Source organism: Deinococcus koreensis (assembly GCF_002901445.1).
Classification (GTDB): Bacteria; Deinococcota; Deinococci; order Deinococcales; family Deinococcaceae; genus Deinococcus; species Deinococcus koreensis.
The window spans coordinates 2,299,007-2,318,093 of the sequence record NZ_PPPD01000001.1; the positions used below are offsets into that span (position 1 = coordinate 2,299,007).

Genomic DNA, 19,087 nt, shown 5'->3' on the forward strand with positions numbered 1-19,087 from the left:
CCTACAGATAGATCAGGCAGCCCCGCTGGGTCAGTGCGTGAAAGGCGTCCGGCAGTCGTTCGATACGGTTCCAGCGCAGATCCAGCTTCCGTAGGTTCGGCAACTCTGCCAGTGCGTCGGGCACGCTGCTCAGGGCGTTGGCACGCAGGTCGAGCGACTGCAGGGCGTGCAGGCCCGCGAGACTGTCCGGGAGTTCGGTCAGGCGGTTGAAACGCAGGTCGAGTTCCGTCAGGGCCTGGAGGCCGCCGAGGCTCGCTGGGAGGGCGCTGAGGCGGTTGCTCTGCAGGTTCAGCTTTTCCAGGCGGACGCACGCGCCCAGCGACTCGGGCAGCTCCTCCAGCCGGTTCTTCATGACGTGCAGTTCGCGCAGCTTCGGCAGGTGCCCCAGGCTCTCCGGCAGGGCCGTGAGCGCGTTGGCGTACAGCCGCAGCTCGGTCAGCGAGGGCAGGTCGCCCAGCCATCCCGGCACCTGCTCCAGCGCGTTGTCGGTGACATTCAGGTACTGGAGCGCCCCTAGGCGGCGCATGGACGGCGGCAGGCTGCTCAGGCGGTTGTTGCTCAGGTACAGGAAGGCCAGCCGATCCAGCCCGCCGAACACGTCCGGCAGCGTGCCCAGCGCGTTGTGCCCCAGGTCGAGCATGACGAGCTGCCGGAGGTCGCCCAGCCCGTCCGGCAGCCCTGTGAGCCGGTTGGCCGACAGGTTCAGGGTGGTCAGTTCCGGAAGCGTCCACAGCCAGTCCGGCAGGGAGGTCAGGGCGTTGTCGTAGATGCTGAAGACCTGGATATCACTGTCCGGAATCCGCCCCTCCGGCCACCCGCTCAGGCCCGCCGAGTCGAGGTTGATCCGGCGCAGGCCCGTCCAGTCCTGGCGTTCCAGCAGGTCGGCGCCGCGCGGCCCGGAACCGTGCTGATGGGGGCCGTGCTGATGGGCGGGCAGGGGAGATGGGGAAGGCATGGTTCAGAGTAGCGGGCTGGGCTTGAATGCCTCGCTTCGACTGAGGGGTTTGCCCACCGCTCTACTCCTTCTTCGCCCCTCCCCCCATCTGGCCGAAGCCCATCTGCTGGAACATCTGGTACTGGGGGGCGCCGCCGAGCATGTTCTGGCCGCCGTCCACGGGCAGCACCACGCCGGTGACGTAGCTGGCCGCGTCGGACACCAGGAACAGGGCGGCGTTGGCGATGTCCTGGGGGATGCCGAAGCGGCCCAGCGGCACGGTGCTCATGAAGCGCCCCCGGGTCTGTTCGTCGGGCGCCAGGCGGGCCATGCCCTCGGTGCCGTCGATGGGGCCGGGGATGATGCCGTTCACGCGGATGCCGCGCAGGCCCCATTCCACGGCCAGGGTGCGGGTCAGGGCGTCCACGCCGGCTTTGGCGGCGACCACGTGCGCCTGCATGGGCACCGGAATGCCGTAGGCGGAGATGCTCAGCACGTTCCCGCCGGGGGCCTTCAGGTGCGGCGCGGCGGCCTTGATGGTGTTGTAGGTGCCCAGCAGGTCGATATCCACCACGGTCTTGAAGCCGTTGGGCGAGATGCCGTCCACCGGGGCCGGGAAGTTGCCGGCGGCGCCCGCCAGCACGATATCGAAGTCGCCGTGCGCGGCCACGGCCTGCGCCACCGCCGCCTGCAGCGCCGCGAAGTCGCGCACGTCGGCGCTGACGCCGGTCGCCCGGCCGCCCGCGTCCACGATGCCCCGGGCGGCGTTCTCAGCCTTCTCCAGGTTGCGGCCCAGGATGGTCACGGCGCAGCCGTGCGCGGCGAAGCTCTGCGCGATGCCCAGGTTGATGCCGGAGCCGCCCCCGGTGATCAGCGCGTGCTTGCCGCGCAGCAGGTCGGGACGGAAGGTGGAGTCGGCGGTGCCGGGGAGAAGGGTGCCGAGGGACTGGGGGGGCGTCTGGGTCATGGTGGGCTCCTTGTTCGGGTCTAACAGTCGAACGGTCGAACGGTCTAAAAGAGGCTGGGAGTCGCTGGTGTCGGAAGTGTCAGTCCTGTCGGAACAGTCTGGAGAGGCGAGGTCGTGGACTGACTCCGAGGTCTCGTTCGACGGTTCGACGGCTCGACCCCTTCACTTCTTCAGCGCGCTCTGCAGGCCGTCCAGGGTCATGTGCCGGGCGTTCCAGGCCACGGCGGCCGCGAGGCTCTCGGCGTGCGGCCGCTCGCCCTGCAGGATGCGCTTGGTGCCCTCCAGGGCTTTCGGGGGCAGGGCCGCCAGGTGCGCGGCGAGGGCGTCCGCGCGGGCGAACAGGGCATCCTGGTCGGGCAGCACCTCGGTCACCAGACCCCAGCGCTCGGCGGTGGCCGCGTCGATGGGCTCGCCAGTCAGGGCCAGGTGGGCCGTGCGCCCGTGGCCGATCAGCCGCGGCAGGCGCTGCAGGCCGCCCAGGTCGGCTGTGATGCCCAGCAGCACTTCGGGCAGGCGGAAGCGGGCGTCCCCGCTGCACAGGCGCAGGTCGGCCGCCGCGATCAGCTCCAGCCCCGCGCCGATACACCAGCCGTGGACGGCGGCGATCACCGGGATGGGCAGGGCGGCCAGGCCCTCGATGGCCGCGTGCATCTCGGCCACCACCGCCGCGAAGCCCGCCGGGTCGCCCAGCACGGGCGCGATCTGGGCCGCGTTGGCCTTCACGTCCAGGCCGGCACTGAACACCTGCACGCCGCGCACGATCAGCACCCGGGCGCTGCCCAGCTCGCCCAGGGCCTGGGGCACCTCGCGCCAGAAGGCCGGGCCCATGGAACCCATCTTGGAGGTGATGGTGAGGGTGGCGACCTCACCGCTGCGGGCGAGGCTCACACTTTCAGAGGTCATGTCTGGAGTGTAGCGGGGACGGGACGTGGGTCGGTGCCGTGCCTGTGTGCGGCCCGTGTCTGGAAAATGCCGGAATTCCATCTCTTTTCCAGTGGGCCTTTCATAGAATGGGGGGCACTGTGTCCGTCCCCGCCCCCGATCTGATCCGCAGCGCGGCCCCCGCTCCGCTGCTTCAGGAACGCGGGCCCCAGGACGGGGCTCCCCAGGGGCGTGGCGGGCCGGCGGGCCGGGGGCCGCGATCCGGCGTGCCCCTGCGGGTGATGCTGCTGCGCCCCTTCCTGCTGCCGTTCCTGCTGCTGGTGGGGGTGGGGATGGCGGTGCTGGTGGGGGTGGGCCGCAACACGCAGAGCCGCCTTCTGGTCACCGACTCGCAGACCCGGCTGATCCTGCTGAGCCTGCTGGGGGGCGACCTCTCGGCCATGGAAAACGGCCAGCGCGGCTTTCTCATCACCGGGAACCCGGAGTTCCTGACCCCCTTCACCGATGGTCAGGCGGCCTATCAGGCGCACGTGTTCGCCCTGGAGGACCTGAGCGCCACCCCGCAGCAGCGCGCCAACCTGCAGCGCGTGGAGGAGCTGGTCGCCCGCTGGCGGCAGGAAGAGGCCGAACCCGAGATCGAGGCGCGCCGAACCTCCGCCGAGCGGGCCACGGCGCTGGTCAGCGAGCGGGGCAGCAGGGGACTGCTGGAGGTCGCACGCGGAATCCTCTCGACCATGCAGGGCGACGAGAACACCCGGCTGAGTCAGGCGGTGGTGTCCAGTCAGGACACCCTGAACCGCGTGCGCTGGCTGACCTTCAGCGGGCTGGGACTGAGCATGTTGCTGATCCTGCTGACCGCCTGGCAGGTGGCCCGCTCGGTGTCCAGCAGCCTGGAGAACGTGGCCGAGAGCGCGCGGGAGATCGCGGCCGGGCAGTACCACCGGCGGCTGCCCCCGACCCCGGTGCAGGAACTGGCCGCCCTGGGCCGACAGTTCGACCTGATGGCGGGCGCCGTACAGCAGCGCGAGCAGGAGCTGCGGGTGGCGAACGACAAGCTGGAGCGCTCCAACCGCGAACTCGAACAGTTCGCGTACGTGGCCAGCCACGACCTGCAGGAGCCCCTGCGGACCATCGGCAGCTACACCGAACTGCTCGCCCGGCGCTACCAGGGCCGGCTCGACGAGCGCGCCGACCAGTACATCGCCTTCACGACCGCCGCCACGGCGCGCATGAAGGCCCTGATCCAGGATCTGCTGGCCTACTCCCGCGTGCGCCAGGGCCAGCGGCCGGTCGGCAGCGTGGACACCCGGACGCTGGTGCAGGGCGTCCTGAGCGACCTGGAGGCCCAGGTGCAGGGCAGCGGCGCTCAGGTCGAGGTCGGGCCGCTGCCGACGGTGCCGGGCAATGCCGACCTGCTGCGGCACGTCTTCCAGAACCTGATCGGGAACGCCCTGAAGTTCCACGCGCCGGAGCGCCCCCCACGGGTGCGGATCAGCGCCACCGGTGAGGATCGGCGCTGGGTATTCCACGTGCAGGACAACGGCATCGGCATCGAGCCGCAGTACCACGAGCGGATCTTAGGGGTCTTCCAGCGCCTCCATCCCATGAACGAGTTCCAGGGCAGCGGGATCGGGCTGGCGGTCGCGCGCAGCGCCGTCGAGCAGCAGGGCGGGCAGCTGTGGCTGGAGAGTGTGCCGGGGCAGGGCAGCGTGTTCCACTTCAGTCTGCCGGAGGTGCCCCTTGACCCCCTGCCTGCCGATCCAGGGCCTGTCGATCCAGAACCCACCGATCCGGATGCTCCGGGGTCACGGTGGAGCCTGAGTGGATCGTTGGGGGCAGGGCCGTTCCAGTCAGACCTCCGCCAGTCAGACCCGCAGCCGCCAGCCACCCGTCCAGGCGGGAGTCCGGATCAGGACGCCACAGCGGCCACCCCACAGCCCTCCGGGCCGGAGGAGACCCCATGAAAGCTCTGGAAATCCTGCTGGTCGAGGACAATCCGGCCGATGTGATGCTGACCTGCGAGGCCTTCAGCGAGGCGGACTTCATCCACCATCTGCACCATGTGCGCGACGGGGTGGAGGCCCTGGCCTTCCTGCGTCGCGAGGGCCCGTACGCCGACGCCGTGCGCCCGGACGTGATCCTGATGGATCTCAACATGCCCCGCATGGGCGGGCTGGAGGTGCTGGACGTCCTCAGGATCGACGAGGGGCTGAGGAGCATTCCGGTGATCGTCCTGACGCCCTCGCGCGCCGAGGCGGAGCTCTGGCACAGTTCTGGCCAGCACGCCAGCGCCTCTCTCCCCAAGCCGGTGAGCATCGCGGAGTTCGTGGACGTGGTCCGGACGCTGGGGAACTCCTGATACGGCCTCCGCTCCAGTCCGGAACATCCAGGACAGCACTGGGTGTGCCTCGCTGGCGGTCAACGAAACGGATGGCATTCGGAATTCGCCCGGTTCCTGAAGACCGCCCTGCCCCCCGGCCGCCGCCCCTGACGCCCCTGTCCGGCCCCCTGTCTGGCGGGGTGGGGGGAATCAGAGATTGCTCACGGGAAGCGCCGGGAACGCGTGCTACGCTGCCTGCGTGAGTCTGAGCGCCCCACTGTCCTCCCCGGATTCTCCCGTGGCGGCCCAGGCCGCTGCCCCGCTGCGTCCGGTGCTGCAGGCGCAGGGGCTCGGCAAGAGTTACGGCCGGCGGACGGTGGTGCGCGACGTGAACTTCACCGTGCGGCCCGGCGAGATCGTGGCGCTGTTCGGCCCCAACGGCGCGGGCAAGACCACCACCTTCTACATGGTGGTGGGGTTCATCCGTCCCGGCGGGGGCAGCATCCACCTGGGCGAGCGTGAGCTGACCCGGCTGCCCATGCACGAGCGCGCGCGGCTGGGCCTGGGTTACCTGCCGCAGGAGCCCAGCGCCTTTCGCAAGCTCAGTGCCCGCGACAACCTGCTGGCGATCCTGGAATACCAGAAGCTGCCACGGGGCGAGCAGGAGGCCCGCGCCGACGCGCTGCTGGCCGAGTTCGGCCTGACCCATCTGGCCCATTCCTTCGCGTACCAGCTCTCGGGCGGCGAGCGGCGGCGCCTGGAACTGGCCCGCGCCCTGACCACCGATCCCGATTACCTGCTGCTCGACGAGCCCTTCACCGGGGTCGATCCCAAGAGCATCCGTGAGATCCAGCGCCTGATCCGGGAACTGCGCGACCGCCGGGGTATCGGCGTGTTCATCACGGATCACAACGTCCGCGAGACCATCGCCCTGACCGACCGGGTGTACCTGATGTTCGACGGCGAGGTGAAGTTCGAGGGCACCCCGGCCCAGTTCGCGCAGGACGAGGACGTGCGCCGGCACTACCTGGGCGACGATTTCGAGTTGTAAGCCCCGGCGGCCGGACGGCGGGGGGAGCAGGGTCGGAGGGTCTGGAGCTGAGACTGGATCGACACTGAATTGACGACACTGGGACGGCGGGGAGCTTCGCCGTGAGGGCTGTGAAAGGGGAGAGGTAGGACATGCTGTGGGTATTTCTGGCGTTCGTGGTGATCCTGTCCGGCGTGGTGGCCTACGCCGCCGATACCATTGCCCGCCGGGCCGGGCGCAAGCACATCCGCTGGTTCGGCCTGCGTCCCAAGACCACCGCGCTGGTCGTGGCGGTGCTGTCGGGCATGGCGATCAGCGCGGCCAGCCTGACCGCCTTCCTGCTGCTGAACAAGAACGCCGTGGACGTGATCGCCTCGGCCGATCAGCTGCGGCCGCAGCTGGAGTCGCTGCGCCAGGAGATCAAGGGGGCCCAGACCGCCCTGCGCGCCGCGAACAGCGAACGTGACAAGGCTCAGCAGGAAGCGCAGCGGCTGGGCGAGCTGCAGGCCACGGCCCAGGCCGATCTGCGCCGTGCCCGCAGCGATCTGGACGCGGCCCGGCAGGCCGGTGAACGCCTGAAGGCCCAGGCGGAGGGCCTGCAGACCCGCGTGAAGGGCCTGAGCACCACCATCGCCACGCTGGAGACGCGCGCCAGGGACAACCGGGCCAAGCTGCTGAAATCCGAGACCGCCCTGAAAGCCAGCCAGGACCGGGCCCAGGCCCTCGACGCCCAGGTGCTGGACTTCCGGGCCCGCACGGCGCTCGCGCAGCAGGAAGCCCAGAACGCCCAAGACCGGGCCGCCGACGTGCAGGCCCGCGCGGATCAGGCCGGCCTGCGCGCCACACAGGCGGAGGCCGCCGCGAAGGCCGCCCAGGTACGTGCCCAGCAGGCTCAGGCCAGTGCCCGGCAGGCCCAGGTGCAGGCGGGGGAACAGGTGCGCTCGGCCCAGGCTCAGGTGCGCTCGACCCAGGCCCAGGTACGCTCTACCCAGGCTCAGGTGCGGTCGGCCCAGGCGCAGCTGCAGACCGCCCAGGCCCAGGTGAGCGATCTGCGCGCCCAGGTCGGGCAGCTGGAGACCTCGCGCGAGCTCGCGCAGCAGGATCTGCAGGCGGCCGGAAATGCGCTGGCCGCTGCCCAGACCGCCCGCAGTCAGGCCGAGACCCAGCGACAGGCCGCCCAGAAGGCCCGCGACGCCGCCGCTGCCGAGCGCGACAGGGTGGCCACCGAACGCACCCGGCTGGTGGCCGAGCGCGGCCGGCTGGTCGCGGAGCGAGACCGGATCTCTCAGCAGCGTGACAAGGCCCGCGACGACCTGAACGCCCTGCAGGTGCAGCAGGTCGCGCTCAAGAAGAGCAACGAGGTGCTGTCGAGCGATCTGGCGGTGGCCCGGGCCACGCTGGGCCGCCTGCAGGACGAGTATTCCAGCAGCCGGGCCGAGCTGAACGCCAGCCGCAACACGGACCTCGCCTACCCGAAGAACGAGCTGGTCTACGCGGCCGTGGTGCCCAGCGTCCGCAACCTCGACCGCTTCCTGCAGGACGCTGCGCGGGCGGCCCAGACCCGCGGCGCGCGCGGCACGCCCACGGTGCGCCTGAGCCCGGCGGCGCGCAGCATGCTGGAAACCAAACTGCGCGGCCTGAACGCCAGCACCTTCGTGCAGTGCCGGGCCGCCCAGAACGCCGCCCTGGGCTTTCCGGTCGACCTGTTCTGCGACGCCCGCTCCAACGCGGTGCTGTACCAGGGGGGCGACATCATCCGGCGCACGAGCGTGAACCTCAAGGCCGATCCCCGCGTGATCCAGGATCAGATCAGCGAACTGGTCCGCGACACCATCGTGGACATCACCACGCGCGGCGTGCCGGACGAGTACATCACCAACCAGGGCCTGGACGTGTCCGAGTTCATCGACCTGCTCAGCCGCCTGAATGCCCGCAACGACGCCACCGCCGTGGTCGGGATCGCCGCGCGGGACGACGTGAAGCCCAGCACCCGCGTGGATCTGTACCCGAAGCTGCCCTGAACCACAGTTCCCGAGGGAGTTCAAACCCGCGTCAGGCCCGGCGGCTAGACTCTGGGCCATGCGCCGACTGCTGTCCCTGACCCTGCTTCTGAGCACCTGCGCGCAGGCCGCGCCCCTCCGCGTGGAGTTCTGGCACGCCATGACCGGCGTGAAAGACACCGTGGCCGGCTACGCCCGCGACTTCAACGCCTCCCAGAGCGCCTACGAGATCGTGCCCGTGGCGCAGGGTAATTACCGCGAGCTGCTGCCCCGGCTGGAGGGAGCCCTGAAGGCCGGCCGCGCACCCGCGCTGGTGCAGCTGGAGTTCACGCAGTTCCCGGAACTGGCCGCGCGGGGTGACCTGCTGGATCTCGGCCGCGCGCTGGGCGGCGTGCCGGACGACCTGAAGGACGACATCTATCCGGCGGTGTGGAAGGCCGGGCAGCTGGGCGGCAAGACCTACGGGCTGCCCTGGAACGTGTCGGTGCCGGTACTGATGTACAACGCCGGGGCGCTCAGGAAGTCGGGCGTGACCTTCCCGAACACCTGGACGGGCCTGGAGACGGCCAGCCGCGCGCTCGCCACGGGCGGCCGGCGCCCCCTGATCGCGGCCTCGGACGCCTGGACCTTCGAGGCGAACGTGCTCTCGCGCGGCGGCAGTCTGGTCGAGGGCAACCGGCCCACCCTGAACTCCCCGGACGCCGTGGAGGCCCTGACCCAGCTCGCGCGCATGAGCGCCGCCGGTCAGGCCCAGCCGCGCAGCCTGGGCGAGGCCACCCGCAGCGCCTTCGATTTCGCGCGCGGGCAGAACCTGTTCGTGCTGGCCTCGGTCGCCAACTGGACGGACGCCCGCAAGCTGCCCTTTTTCAACCTGGGGATCGCGCCCTTTCCCTGTGAGAAGCCGGGGGTCTGCACGGTGCCGCTGGGGGGCGCGGTGCTGGGCGTGCCGCGCGGCACCTCTGGGCCCGAGCAGGCCGGGGGGGTGGCCTTCTGGCAGTTCCTGATGGACAGCGGCCGGCTGGCCGGCTGGGTGCAGACCACCGCCTACGCGCCGCCGCGCCGCGCCGTGACCCCACTGCTGGACGGCTGGTACGCCAAAAACCCGCAGCTGCGCGCTGCCCACGCCCAGATGGCCCGCGCCGTGCCGCGCCCCACCACGCCCGACTACGCCCGCTGGGCCGGACTGCTCGAAGAAGCCATCGCCCGCGCGACCGGCGGGAAGCAGAGCGCGAAGGCCGCCCTGGACGACGCCCAGCGGCAGGCCGAGCGCTGAGGCCGGGGCAGGGTACGGGCCGTGTGATCGGTCACCGACCAGGGCCGGGCTGAACGCGGTCGTGTCGTGCTGAACGCCGTGGAGCACCTTCCCGGACGCCCGTTCCGAAATCCTTCGCGGTGCCCAGGGTGACAGGCCGAGGGGTCTCGGATGTCGCAGGATCACTTTCACTTCGTATGAGTTGATGAGCGCTCTCCAGGTTCTTCCAGCCCCACCGAACCCAGTCCCATCAAACCCAGCCCCACCGAATCCAGCCCCGCTACACTGGCGGCCATGTCCGTTCTCTACGTCCTGCTGACCCTGCTCTGTGCGGGAACGCTGCTGCTGTTCCTGGCGCGGCCGGGGCTGGCGCGCCCGCTGGTGGTCTGGGGGCTGGCCGCGCTGCTGCCGCTGCTGGCGGCGCTGGCCTCCGCGCTGGGCACCCAGGCCCGCGCGGCGCGGGTGCTGGCCGCCGGGAATCTCAGCGCCGCGCAGGTCAGCGTGACCACCGGCGCCCGGACGCAGACCCTGACCCTCAGTGCCCAGGACGCCGCCTGCCTGGAACGGGCCCTGAGACTGCGCTCGACGGTCACGCTGGACACGCCGGGCGGCCCGGTCACGGTGCGGCCCGGAACGCGGGTGCAGGGCACGCTGCCGTCCCGGCAGGTGGTCGAAGCCCTGACCCTGCGCGGCGAGCTGCACTGTCCGGCCCTCAGAACCTTGTCCGCGCCGGAGCGCTGATCCGGCCGGCCGGGCGCGCTACTCGCCCAGGAAGCGCCGCAGCTCGTCGAGGTTGTGGCTGGTGCCGATCACGACCAGCCGGTCGTGCGGCTTGACGATGTCCTCGGCGCGCGGCGTGACCTCGATCTTGCCCGCGTGGCTGATGGCGATGATCTGCACGCCGAAGCGGCCGGTCAGGTTCAGGTCGCGCAGGGTGCCTTTCAGGCGCTCGTTGGTCTCGATCTCCACGATGGCGTAGTCGCCGCCCAGATCCAGGGTGTCCACGATGTTCGGGGTGGCGATCTGACGGGCCAGCCGCACGCCCATGTCGTGTTCGGGGCGGATCACCAGATCGGCGCCGATGCGCTCCAGCACGCGCCGGGCCATCTCGTCGATGGCCTTGCTGACCACGTAGGGTGCGCCCAGGCTCTTGGCGTTCATGGTCGCCAGGATGTTCGACTGCACGTCGGTGCCGATGGCGACGACCACCACGTCGAACTCGGCCACGCCGATGGCGCGCAGGGCCCGTTCGTCGCTGGCGTCCACGATGGCGGCGTGGGTCACGAGGTTCATCACCCGCTCGACGTTCTCCTCGTTCTGGTCGATGGCCACGACCTCATGGCCCATCTCGTAGAGGGTGGTGGCGACGGCGGTGCCGAAACGGCCGAGGCCGATCACGAGGCATTGTTTGGTCTTCATAGCGGGCCTCTGCAGGAAGGGATGAGAGAGGAGGGACGAGTGATGAGCCGTGGTGTGGGGCGCTGACCGGGCCAGCCCCCAGACCCCCAGGGCGGCCGCCCTCTTCCCCTCATTCCTCTCGCCTCATCGCTCATCACGTCTTTCCACTCCTTCATCCGATCAGGATGTCGCGGTCCGCCGGGTAGCGCACCAGTTCCTTGCCGCGCGGCCGGCTGAAGGCCACGGCGAAGGTCAGCGGCCCGATGCGCCCCAGGAACATCAGCGCGATCAGGACGAGGTGCTGATCGGGGTTCAGCAGCGGCGTGGTGTTCATGCTCAGGCCCACCGTGCCGAAGGCGCTGACCGCCTCGAAGAAGAGGTTCACGAACAGCACGTCCGGGCGGGTGTTGAAGATCAGCAGCAGCAGGAACATGGCGTTGACCAGCCCGATGCTGAGCAGCCCCACCGTCATGGCCCGCAGGATGGTCTCGGTGTCGATACGGCGGTGGAACAGCGTGGTGTCGCGCCGGCCGCGCACCATGCTCCAGGCGCTGGCCATCATGACGTAGAAGGTGCTCGTCTTGATACCGCCGCCCGTGCCGCCGGGGTTCGCCCCGATGAACATCAGCAGGATCGAGATGAACAGCGTGGCCAGGCCCATCGCGCCGTAGTCCAGGGTGTTGAAGCCGGCGGTGCGGGTGGTCACGCTCTGGAAGAAGCTGGCCAGCAGTTTGGTGCCCAGGGGCAGCGGCCCGAGGGTCTTGGGATTGCTCCACTCCAGCGCCAGGTAGGCCAGCGTGCCGAACACCAGCAGCACGCTCATCATGGTCAGCACCAGTTTGCTGTGCACCATCAGGCGGTGGCGGCGTGGGTGCAGGAGGTGGCCCACCACGTTGAGCTGCACCAGAAAGCCCATACCGCCCAGGATGATCAGCAGGGCCACCACGAGGCTGACCAGCGGGTCGCCCGTGAAATTCATCAGGTTGTTGGAGTACAGCGCGAAGCCCGCGTTGTTGAAGGCGCTGATGGAATGGAACAGCGCGTAGAAGAGCCCCCGTCCCCAGCCCTCCAGCGGCACGAAGCGCAGGGCCAGCAGCGCCGCGCCGGCCAGTTCGATCACGAAGGTATACAGGAAGATGTTGCGGATCAGCGGCAGGACGTCCCCGGCATTCAGGGCGCTGACCTGCTGCGCCAGCCGGATGCGCTCGGAGTAGTTCACCCGCCGGCGCGAGAGCAGCGCGAACGACGTGCCGAAGGTGATGATCCCCAGCCCGCCCAGCTGGATCAGCAGCATGATGGTGACCTGCCCCAGCCGGTTGAAATCCCGCGCCGGGTCGATCACGTTCAGCCCGGTCACGCACAGCGCGCTGGTCGAGGTGAACAGCGCCTGCAGGAAATTCACGGAGCGCCGCGTGCCGTCCGGATTGACGCCGTGCATCACCGGCAGCCACAGCAGCAGCGCGCCCACCAGGATCGCCGTGGCGAAGGAGAGGGCGATCAGCTGCGGCGGGCTCAGCCGCGAGAACAGCGATTTCCGCAGGCGGTTCTCGCCGGCCGGGCTGGCGGAGAGGGGGGCAGGAGGCGGGCGGGTCATAGGAACCTGCGGATTGTACGCCCGCAGACTTCGGGGCGGCTATACTCATCTGTCATGCCCAGAGCCGCCCGCCCCGACCGCCCCCACGCCACCGGGCGCAAATCGAGCCGTCCCAAGGTCGATCACCGCACCCGTCAGAAGGCGCACGAATACGAACTGGACGCCCTGAGCGGCCTGGAGCACGTGGCCGAGACCGAACTCGCAGCGGTGCCGCTGGCCCGCGATGTGCGCGGCCCGCGTTTCTGGTATCCCGGCGACCCCGACCGCCTGACCCGCCTGAAGTCCGTGATCGCCGTGTACCGCGTCCAGAGCTGGGACGTGCCCCGCCCGCGCGGCCTGCTGGGGCACCAGCAGCTCGGGGAACTCACCGACTACCTGAGGAGCGTCGTGGCGGTCGGCGGGCACACCTCCTTCCGGCTGGGCGCGGCGGGCAAGGAGTCCAGCGTCATGCAGCGGCTGGCCGAGGAACTGCAGACCTCGCTGGAGCTGCCCCACGACCCCGAGGCGGGCGAACTGCTGATCCGCCTGCGGCCCCAGGAGGACGGCCCCGGCTGGGACGTGCTGGCGCGTATCACCCCGCGCCCGCTGTCGGCCCGGGCGTGGCGGGTGTGCAACATGGGGGGCGGCCTGAACGCCACCATCGCCTACGCCGTGCACAAGCTGGCCGGGCAACGCGACGTCGACCGGATCTTCAACCCCATGAGCGGCAGCGGCACCCTGCTGGTCGAGCGCGCCCTGATGGGGCCAGCTGACGCGATGGTCGGCGTGGACATCTCGCAGAGCGCGGTGGACTGCGCCCAGCAGAACCTGAAAGCCGCCGGCCGCGAGGTCGAGGTCGCCTGCCTGGACGCCCTGCACACCGGCCTCCCGGCCCGCTCCTTCGACCTGATCACCGCCGACCTGCCCTGGGGCGACGCCATTGGCAGCCACATGGACAACGAGGTGCTGTACCCGGCCTTCCTGAACGAGATGCACCGCCTGACCAGCAGGCAGGGCCGCCTGGCCGTGATCACCCACGAGATCCGGCTGTTCGAGCGCGTGCTGCAGGAGCAGACCAAGTGGGCCGGGCGCGAGATCCTGCAGGTCGCCAGCGGCGGGCACCACCCGAAGGTGTATCTGCTGAACCGGCGCTAGGGGGATGGCGCGGGCACGGTGTGTCGATACGTTCTACCTCGGGACGCCCGGCGCCTGGGCGGTCAGAGTTGCCGACATCCAGGGCGTGATTCGAGTTGGTGACCGAGCGGCGTTTAAGCTCGCGGATATAGAGAGTGGGCCACATGCGGTAGCTGGAATAAGCTCCCCTGGCACTGCACCGATAGGGGCGACGTTTGACCTTCTGATTCGTGGAGGGGATCAGCTCGAGCTTGACCGCTTCATCGGCGGCGCCGTCGAAACCACCGATCTGCCCTAACCTGTTCCCATGACCACCCTCCGCTGGGGCATCCTGGGCGCGGCCCGCATCGCGCAGAGACTCATTCCCGCGATCCGGGAGGCCGGCGGCGAGGTCGTGGCCCTGGGCGTGCGCGATCCCTTGTCGGAGCGGGCCCAGGCCTTCTCGCAGGAGTACGGGGTGCCCCTGGTGGGCGGCTACGCCGACGTGCTGGCCGCAGACATCGACGCGGTGTACAACCCGCTGCCCAACGACCTGCACCACCCCTGGACGCTGGCCGCCCTGCAGGCCGGCAAGCACGCCCTGACCGAGAAGCCCTTCACCCTGGACGCGGCCGAGGCGCTGGAACTGGCCCAGGCAGCGCAGCAAACTGGCCGGGCGCTGCTGGAAGCCTTCGCCCCGCGCTTCCATCCCTACCTGCGGCGCGTGCGCGAGATCGTGCAGAGCGGCGAACTGGGCGAGATCCGCGCCCTGCACGCGGCTTTCGGCTTCGGCCTGGGGAGCCCGGACGACATCCGCTGGGACGCCACGAAGGGCGGTGGGGCGCTGTACGACGTAGGCACCTACTGCGTGAACGCCGCGCGGCTGCTGCTGGGCGAACCCCAGGCCGTCAGCGCCCAGGCCCGCTGGACGCCGGGGGGCGTGGACATGGCCCTGAGCGGCGTGCTGGAGTACCCCGGCGCCCTGGTCAGCCTGGACTGCGGCTTCGACTGGGGCGCGGGCGCCCAGCGCCTGAGCGTGATCGGCACGCGCGGCACGCTCGACACGGACAGGGTCTCCGGCGGGCAGACGGACGAGCCCATCCGCCTGCGGGTCGACGGCTCCGGCGGTCACCGCACCGAGGAGACCCCTCCCTTCAACGCCTACGCCGCCATGGTCGCCCACTTCCAGCGGGTCGCGCTGGGCGAGGAGCCCGCCCTCTATCCTCCGCAGGACGCCGTAGCGCAGGCCCGCGTGCTGGACGCCCTGTACAAGTCCGCTCGGACGGGGGAGCGGGTGGAGGTGGGCCGAGAGCAGCGCCGCGGCTGACGGTCACGGAATCGGCCACCGTATAGTCCCCGACTGGTCGGTGCGCCAGACCTTCACGCCAGCGGCCTGGAGCCTGCCGAGCACGTCTGGATGCGGGTGGCCGTAGGTGTTGCGGCCCACGCTGATCACCGCGTCGGCGGGGGCCGTCTGTTGCAGGAGGGCGTCGCCGGTGCTGAAGCGGCTGCCGTGGTGCGCCGCCTTGAGCAGGTTCAGGTGGCCCAGGCCTATCAGCGCCTCGGCGGGGTCGGGCAGGTCGCCCAGGAGGGCGGTGCTCCAGCCATGCGACTCCAGCTTTATGGCCACAGAGTTGTCGTTGTCGGCGGTGCTCCAGACATGTCCGGGCGGCCACAGCACGGTCAGGGTCGCTCCGGACGCCGTGATCTGATCGCCGCGCCGGACTTCACGCACCCGCACACCCCGTTCCCTGGCCGCCTGCAGCACCGTGTCCAGCACGGGGTCGCCCACCTTGTCGTGCCCGATCCACAGCTCGCCCACGGGTAAGGCCCGCAGCACGCTGCTGACGCCCTCGATGTGGTCGGTATCGGCGTGGGTGGCGATCAGAATGTCGATTCCGTGGATGCCCAGCGCCCGCAGGGCCGGTACCACCGTGCGGCCGCCCACGTCGTAGTCGCTGTTCACCGAGCCCCCGGCATCCGCCAGGACGGTCAGGCCCGGCAGGCGGATCAGCGTGGAATCGCCCTGCCCGACGTCCAGAAAGACCAGTTCGCGGGCCGGACGCAGCAGCGTGGGCAGCGTGGTGAAGGTGGCGCTCGCCAGCACCACGCCCAGCGCCACCGGCGCCCGAATCCGGCCCCGCAGCCACAGCACGCCGGCCAGCGCGCACAGGCCATACGCCAGGAGGCCCGCGGCCGAGACCGTGCCCCAGGTCAGCACCGGGAAGCGGCCTCCCGTGCCGGCGATCCACAGCAGCAGGTCGAGGAGCACGCCGTTGACCTGATTCAGCGGCGCGGCCAGCGGCCCCAGCCACCCCGCCAGGAAGCCCGAGGGCACCAGCACCGCCATCAGGGGCGCGGCCAGCAGGTTGGCGGGCAGGCCCACCAGCGGCAGCTGGCCGAAGGTGCCGGCGATGACCGGCAGGGTCGCGGCCTCGGCCAGCACGGTGGCAGCCAGCGCCAGGCGCAGCCATTGGGGGACTCGCGTGGGCAGCCGCTGCGCGACCTGGCCCGAGAGGGTCAGGCCCAGCACGGCCAGGAACGAGAGCTGGAAGCCGATATCCAGCAGCCACAGCGGGAACAGCAGCAGGCAGACCAGGGCCGTCAGGGCGATCAGGCCGTGGGCATCGACCTTGCCGCGGCCCAGGGCCAGCGCGACCAGGGCCACGCCGCCCATGATCACCGCCCGCATGATGCTGGGCGACAGGCCGACCAGCGCCAGATAGCCGATCAGCAGGGCGGCCGGCACGCCGTAGCGCCAGCCCGGTGTCCAGCCCAGCCAGCCCAGCGCCCAGACCAGCACGAACGTGATCAGCGCGACGTTCTGTCCGGAGAGGGCCATCAGGTGCGCCAGACCGGAGCGGTTGAAGCCGTCCCGCACCGCGTAGCCCTCGGCGAAGTCCTCCCGACCGATATCCGAGCGGTCGCCCAGTTCGATGGCCTGCATCAGCGCCGCCTGCCGCTGGGTCAGCCCGGCGACCAGCCCCCGGCGGAACCAGCCGCGCACGCCGCCCTCACGCGCGCTGGCCCGGACGCGGGCCGCCACCAGCACGGCGGTCGGGGTGGGCAGCAGCAGGCCGCCCTGGGCCCGCAGCCACGCCGCCTGATCGAAGCCGCCGGGGGTGCGCTGTCCATCGGGGGCCACCAGCCGGCCGCTGACGCGCAGGCGCCCCGGCCGGGCCAGCGGTTTGGGGGCCAGCGCCAGCCGGGCGCGCGGGGCCGCCAGGGTCAGGAACTGCCCGTCCCACTGCCCGTCCAGCGTGACCTGGGCGCCGATCCAGGGGGCCAGCGCGTCGGGGCGGGTCACGACCAGCCGCCCCGACGTGAAACCGGCGCCGCCCGCGAGCAGGGTCAGCAGCGCCAGCAGCGGCCGCGCCTCCCACCCGGCCAGCCCGGCGCCCAGCAGCAGGCCCAGCGCGCCCCACCACACCCCCAGGGCCAGCAGGATGCCGCCCATCACGCCCAGCACGGCCGGGATCGGCCACGCCAGCCGGGGGGCCGGTTCCGGGCCCGCCCAGCCGGGCCGGGTCATCAGAATGACACGAGCGGCGAGAGCGCCCGCAGGGTCGCCTCGCCCACGCCCCTGACGCGGTCGAGGTCGGCCACCGAGCGGTAGGGCCGCCCGCCGATGATCCGCAGGGCCAGGCTCGGCCCCACCTTGGGCAGCGCCTCCAGCTGCTCCTGGGTGGCCGTGTTCAGGTTGACCCGGCCCGAGATCAGCGGGGCGATGCTGCCGGTGGTTGCATACCGCGGCGGTTCGGTCGGGGCCGGCCCGGACGACAGCGGCTCGGTCGAGGGCGGAGCGGTGGCGGCCGGCAGCGCGGCCCGGGTCACGGTGGGCACCCGGGGCCGGGGCCACAGCGCCGGGCCCACGGTCAGCGCCCCGACCAGCAGCACGCCCGAGAGCAGGCCCGCTGACCAGACCTGCTCGCTTCTGGGCATGGGGTCATTTTAGGGGCGTGGGGCCACGGCCCGGCTGATCACCCGCCGGGGGGAGGCTGTTATGCTGCGGGCATGGTTTCCGACCGCATTCATGATCACTCGCAAGCGCGGCTGACCTGGGCGCTGATCGTGGTCGCTCTCGGCGCGATCATCGGGATCGGCACGACGGCGGCCCTGCTCGCCCGCAAGGGCCGCCCCCTGCCCGACGACCCCGACGCCCCGCTGTTCATCTAGGCGGCGGCCTGCGAAGGGCGGCAGGCCGGGTCTCACCCTTTAACAGAGAAGAACGCGGCGTCTCGCCTTCTCTTGAACCGTTGGACGGTTAGACCTCCTCTGCCTGCGCGGGTTCCGGCCCCTCTCCGTGTGCGACCTGCAACTTGCGCCACCTCGCCGCCACCTTCGCCTCCCAGCCCTCGCCGGTCGGGGCGTACAGACCGAGCTGCACGCCGCCCGGGAGGTAGTCCTGGGCGAACGAGCCTTCGGGGTCGTCGAAATAGTAGGCGTAGCCCTGGCCGTAGCCCTGCTGGCGCATGAAATGGGTCGGAGCGTTTCGCAGGTGCACCGGCACCGGCAGCGTCTCGCCCTCCTGCACCGCGTCCAGGGCCCGTTTCCAGGCCACGTACACCGAGTTGCTCTTGGGCGCCAGGGCGAGGTACACGACCGCCTGGGCCAGCGCCAGGTCACCCTCCGGGCTGCCCAGGAATTCCACCGTGTCGCGCGCGGCGATGCACAGCCGCAGCGCGTGGGGGTCGGCCAGGCCGATGTCCTCAGCGGCCATGCGAACCACCCGGCGGGCCACGTACAGGGGATCGGCGCCGCCCTCGACCATGCGGGCCAGCCAGTACAGCGCGCCGTCCACATGGCTGCCGCGCACGCTCTTGTGCAGCGCACTGATCAGGTTGTAGAAGTCCTCGCCGTTCTTGTCCATGGCGGGCAGGTGCTTGCCGAACGCTTCGGTGACGGCTTCCGGAGTGACCGGGTCGGCCAGCGTGCTGGCGACCTCCAGGGTGCTCAGGGCGCGGCGGGCGTCGCCCTCGGAGAGCCGGGCGAGCAGTTCCAGCGCGTCCTCCTGCGCGCTCACACCGGGCAGGCCGCGTTCGTCGCTCAGGGCGCGGTTCAGCAGCTCGCGCACCTCCCCCTGGGTCAGGGCCTGCAAGACCAGCGTGCGGGCCCGCGAGCGCAGCGCCGGGTTCACCTCGAAACTGGGGTTCTCGGTGGTCGCGCCGATCAGGGTCAGCAGGCCGGATTCCACATGCGGCAGCAGGGCGTCCTGCTGGGCCTTGTTGAAGCGGTGGATCTCGTCGAGGAACAGGATGGTGCGCTGGCCCCGGCCCCGCAGGCGCTCGGCCTCGGCGGTGGCCTCGCGCACGTCCTTCACGCCGGCACTGACCGCCGAGAGCGCGATGAAGTGCGCCCCGACCTCGCCGGCCAGCAGCCGCGCCAGGGTGGTCTTGCCCACGCCCGGCGGCCCCCACAGGATCAGCGAGCCCAGCCGCCCGCTCTGCAGCACGCGGGTCAGGGGTCTCCCGGGCCCCAGCAGGTGCGACTGCCCCACGACCTCGGCGACCGTGCGGGGGCGCAGGCGCTCGGCCAGGGGGGCGGGCGGGTCGAAGAGGGTCACGCCCGCGAGTGTAGCGGCGGCGCAGGTGAAGCGGCTGGCGCACGCGGCACAATGC

General features: G+C 71.0%; 17 protein-coding genes. 9 read left to right on the forward strand and 8 right to left on the reverse strand.

Features of this window, described 5'->3' with window-relative positions:
- Window position 1: 1 nt before the first annotated feature.
- From CVO96_RS10905 to CVO96_RS10915, 3 genes are all read right to left on the reverse strand, one after another.
- Entirely contained in the window at window positions 2-955 is a 954-nt protein-coding gene (locus tag CVO96_RS10905; protein WP_103312259.1) for a leucine-rich repeat domain-containing protein, read from the reverse strand.
- Window positions 956-1,016: 61 nt separating this feature from the next.
- Window positions 1,017-1,901, reverse strand: coding sequence for an SDR family oxidoreductase (locus CVO96_RS10910; protein ID WP_103312260.1), 885 nt, complete (start codon window positions 1,899-1,901; stop codon window positions 1,017-1,019).
- 162 nt (window positions 1,902-2,063) lie between these two features.
- Window positions 2,064-2,804, reverse strand: a complete 741-nt coding sequence (locus CVO96_RS10915) for an enoyl-CoA hydratase-related protein (RefSeq protein WP_103312261.1) — start codon at window positions 2,802-2,804, stop codon at window positions 2,064-2,066.
- Between the two features lie 119 nt (window positions 2,805-2,923).
- Between CVO96_RS10915 and CVO96_RS10920 the strand changes: the two genes are divergently transcribed.
- From CVO96_RS10920 to CVO96_RS10945, 6 genes are all read left to right on the forward strand, one after another.
- On the forward strand, window positions 2,924-4,747 hold the full coding sequence (locus CVO96_RS10920) for a sensor histidine kinase (protein WP_243398297.1): 1,824 nt from the start codon (window positions 2,924-2,926) through the stop codon (window positions 4,745-4,747).
- Complete coding sequence (locus tag CVO96_RS10925; protein ID WP_103312262.1) at window positions 4,744-5,142, forward strand: response regulator; 399 nt, start codon at window positions 4,744-4,746, stop codon at window positions 5,140-5,142. Before CVO96_RS10920 ends, CVO96_RS10925 begins: the two co-directional genes overlap by 4 nt.
- A 226-nt stretch (window positions 5,143-5,368) precedes the next feature.
- Complete coding sequence (gene lptB / locus CVO96_RS10930; RefSeq protein WP_243398459.1) at window positions 5,369-6,154, forward strand: LPS export ABC transporter ATP-binding protein; 786 nt, start codon at window positions 5,369-5,371, stop codon at window positions 6,152-6,154.
- A 131-nt stretch (window positions 6,155-6,285) separates the two neighbouring features.
- Window positions 6,286-8,154, forward strand: a complete 1,869-nt coding sequence (locus CVO96_RS10935; RefSeq protein WP_103312263.1) for a DUF3084 domain-containing protein — start codon at window positions 6,286-6,288, stop codon at window positions 8,152-8,154.
- Window positions 8,155-8,212: 58 nt separating this feature from the next.
- On the forward strand, window positions 8,213-9,406 hold the full coding sequence (locus CVO96_RS10940) for an ABC transporter substrate-binding protein (RefSeq protein ID WP_103312264.1): 1,194 nt from the start codon (window positions 8,213-8,215) through the stop codon (window positions 9,404-9,406).
- A 273-nt stretch (window positions 9,407-9,679) separates the two neighbouring features.
- Window positions 9,680-10,126, forward strand: a complete 447-nt coding sequence (locus tag CVO96_RS10945; protein ID WP_103312265.1) for a hypothetical protein — start codon at window positions 9,680-9,682, stop codon at window positions 10,124-10,126.
- An 18-nt stretch (window positions 10,127-10,144) separates the two neighbouring features.
- Here CVO96_RS10945 and CVO96_RS10950 read toward each other — a convergent pair whose 3' ends face one another.
- Together CVO96_RS10950 and CVO96_RS10955 are read right to left on the reverse strand one after the other, a co-directional pair.
- Entirely contained in the window at window positions 10,145-10,804 is a 660-nt protein-coding gene (locus tag CVO96_RS10950; RefSeq protein WP_103312266.1) for a potassium channel family protein, read from the reverse strand.
- A 151-nt stretch (window positions 10,805-10,955) separates the two neighbouring features.
- Window positions 10,956-12,377 carry a TrkH family potassium uptake protein gene (locus tag CVO96_RS10955; protein WP_103312267.1) on the reverse strand — a complete coding sequence of 474 codons (1,422 nt, stop codon included), beginning with the start codon at window positions 12,375-12,377 and terminating at the stop codon, window positions 10,956-10,958.
- Window positions 12,378-12,431: 54 nt separating this feature from the next.
- Between CVO96_RS10955 and CVO96_RS10960 the strand changes: the two genes are divergently transcribed.
- Complete coding sequence (locus CVO96_RS10960; protein ID WP_103312268.1) at window positions 12,432-13,511, forward strand: methyltransferase domain-containing protein; 1,080 nt, start codon at window positions 12,432-12,434, stop codon at window positions 13,509-13,511.
- Window positions 13,512-13,797: 286 nt separating this feature from the next.
- Window positions 13,798-14,796: a Gfo/Idh/MocA family protein gene (locus CVO96_RS10965; protein ID WP_103312269.1), complete on the forward strand. Its 999-nt coding sequence runs from the start codon at window positions 13,798-13,800 to the stop codon at window positions 14,794-14,796.
- A gap of 3 nt (window positions 14,797-14,799) precedes the next feature.
- Here the strand turns inward: CVO96_RS10965 and CVO96_RS10970 are convergent, their stop codons facing one another.
- Together CVO96_RS10970 and CVO96_RS10975 are read right to left on the reverse strand one after the other, a co-directional pair.
- Entirely contained in the window at window positions 14,800-17,001 is a 2,202-nt protein-coding gene (locus CVO96_RS10970) for a DNA internalization-related competence protein ComEC/Rec2 (protein WP_103312270.1), read from the reverse strand.
- Window positions 17,001-17,411, reverse strand: coding sequence for a ComEA family DNA-binding protein (locus CVO96_RS10975; RefSeq protein ID WP_103312271.1), 411 nt, complete (start codon window positions 17,409-17,411; stop codon window positions 17,001-17,003). The genes CVO96_RS10970 and CVO96_RS10975 overlap by 1 nt, the downstream gene beginning before the upstream one ends.
- 72 nt (window positions 17,412-17,483) lie before the next feature.
- On the opposite strand from CVO96_RS10975, the gene CVO96_RS21100 reads away from it, so the two are divergent.
- Window positions 17,484-17,645: a hypothetical protein gene (locus tag CVO96_RS21100; protein WP_165795276.1), complete on the forward strand. Its 162-nt coding sequence runs from the start codon at window positions 17,484-17,486 to the stop codon at window positions 17,643-17,645.
- Between the two features lie 88 nt (window positions 17,646-17,733).
- Here CVO96_RS21100 and CVO96_RS10980 read toward each other — a convergent pair whose 3' ends face one another.
- Window positions 17,734-19,032 (reverse strand): replication-associated recombination protein A, encoded by a 1,299-nt coding sequence (locus CVO96_RS10980; RefSeq protein WP_103312272.1) that lies wholly within the window; start codon window positions 19,030-19,032, stop codon window positions 17,734-17,736.
- Window positions 19,033-19,087 lie beyond the last annotated feature (55 nt).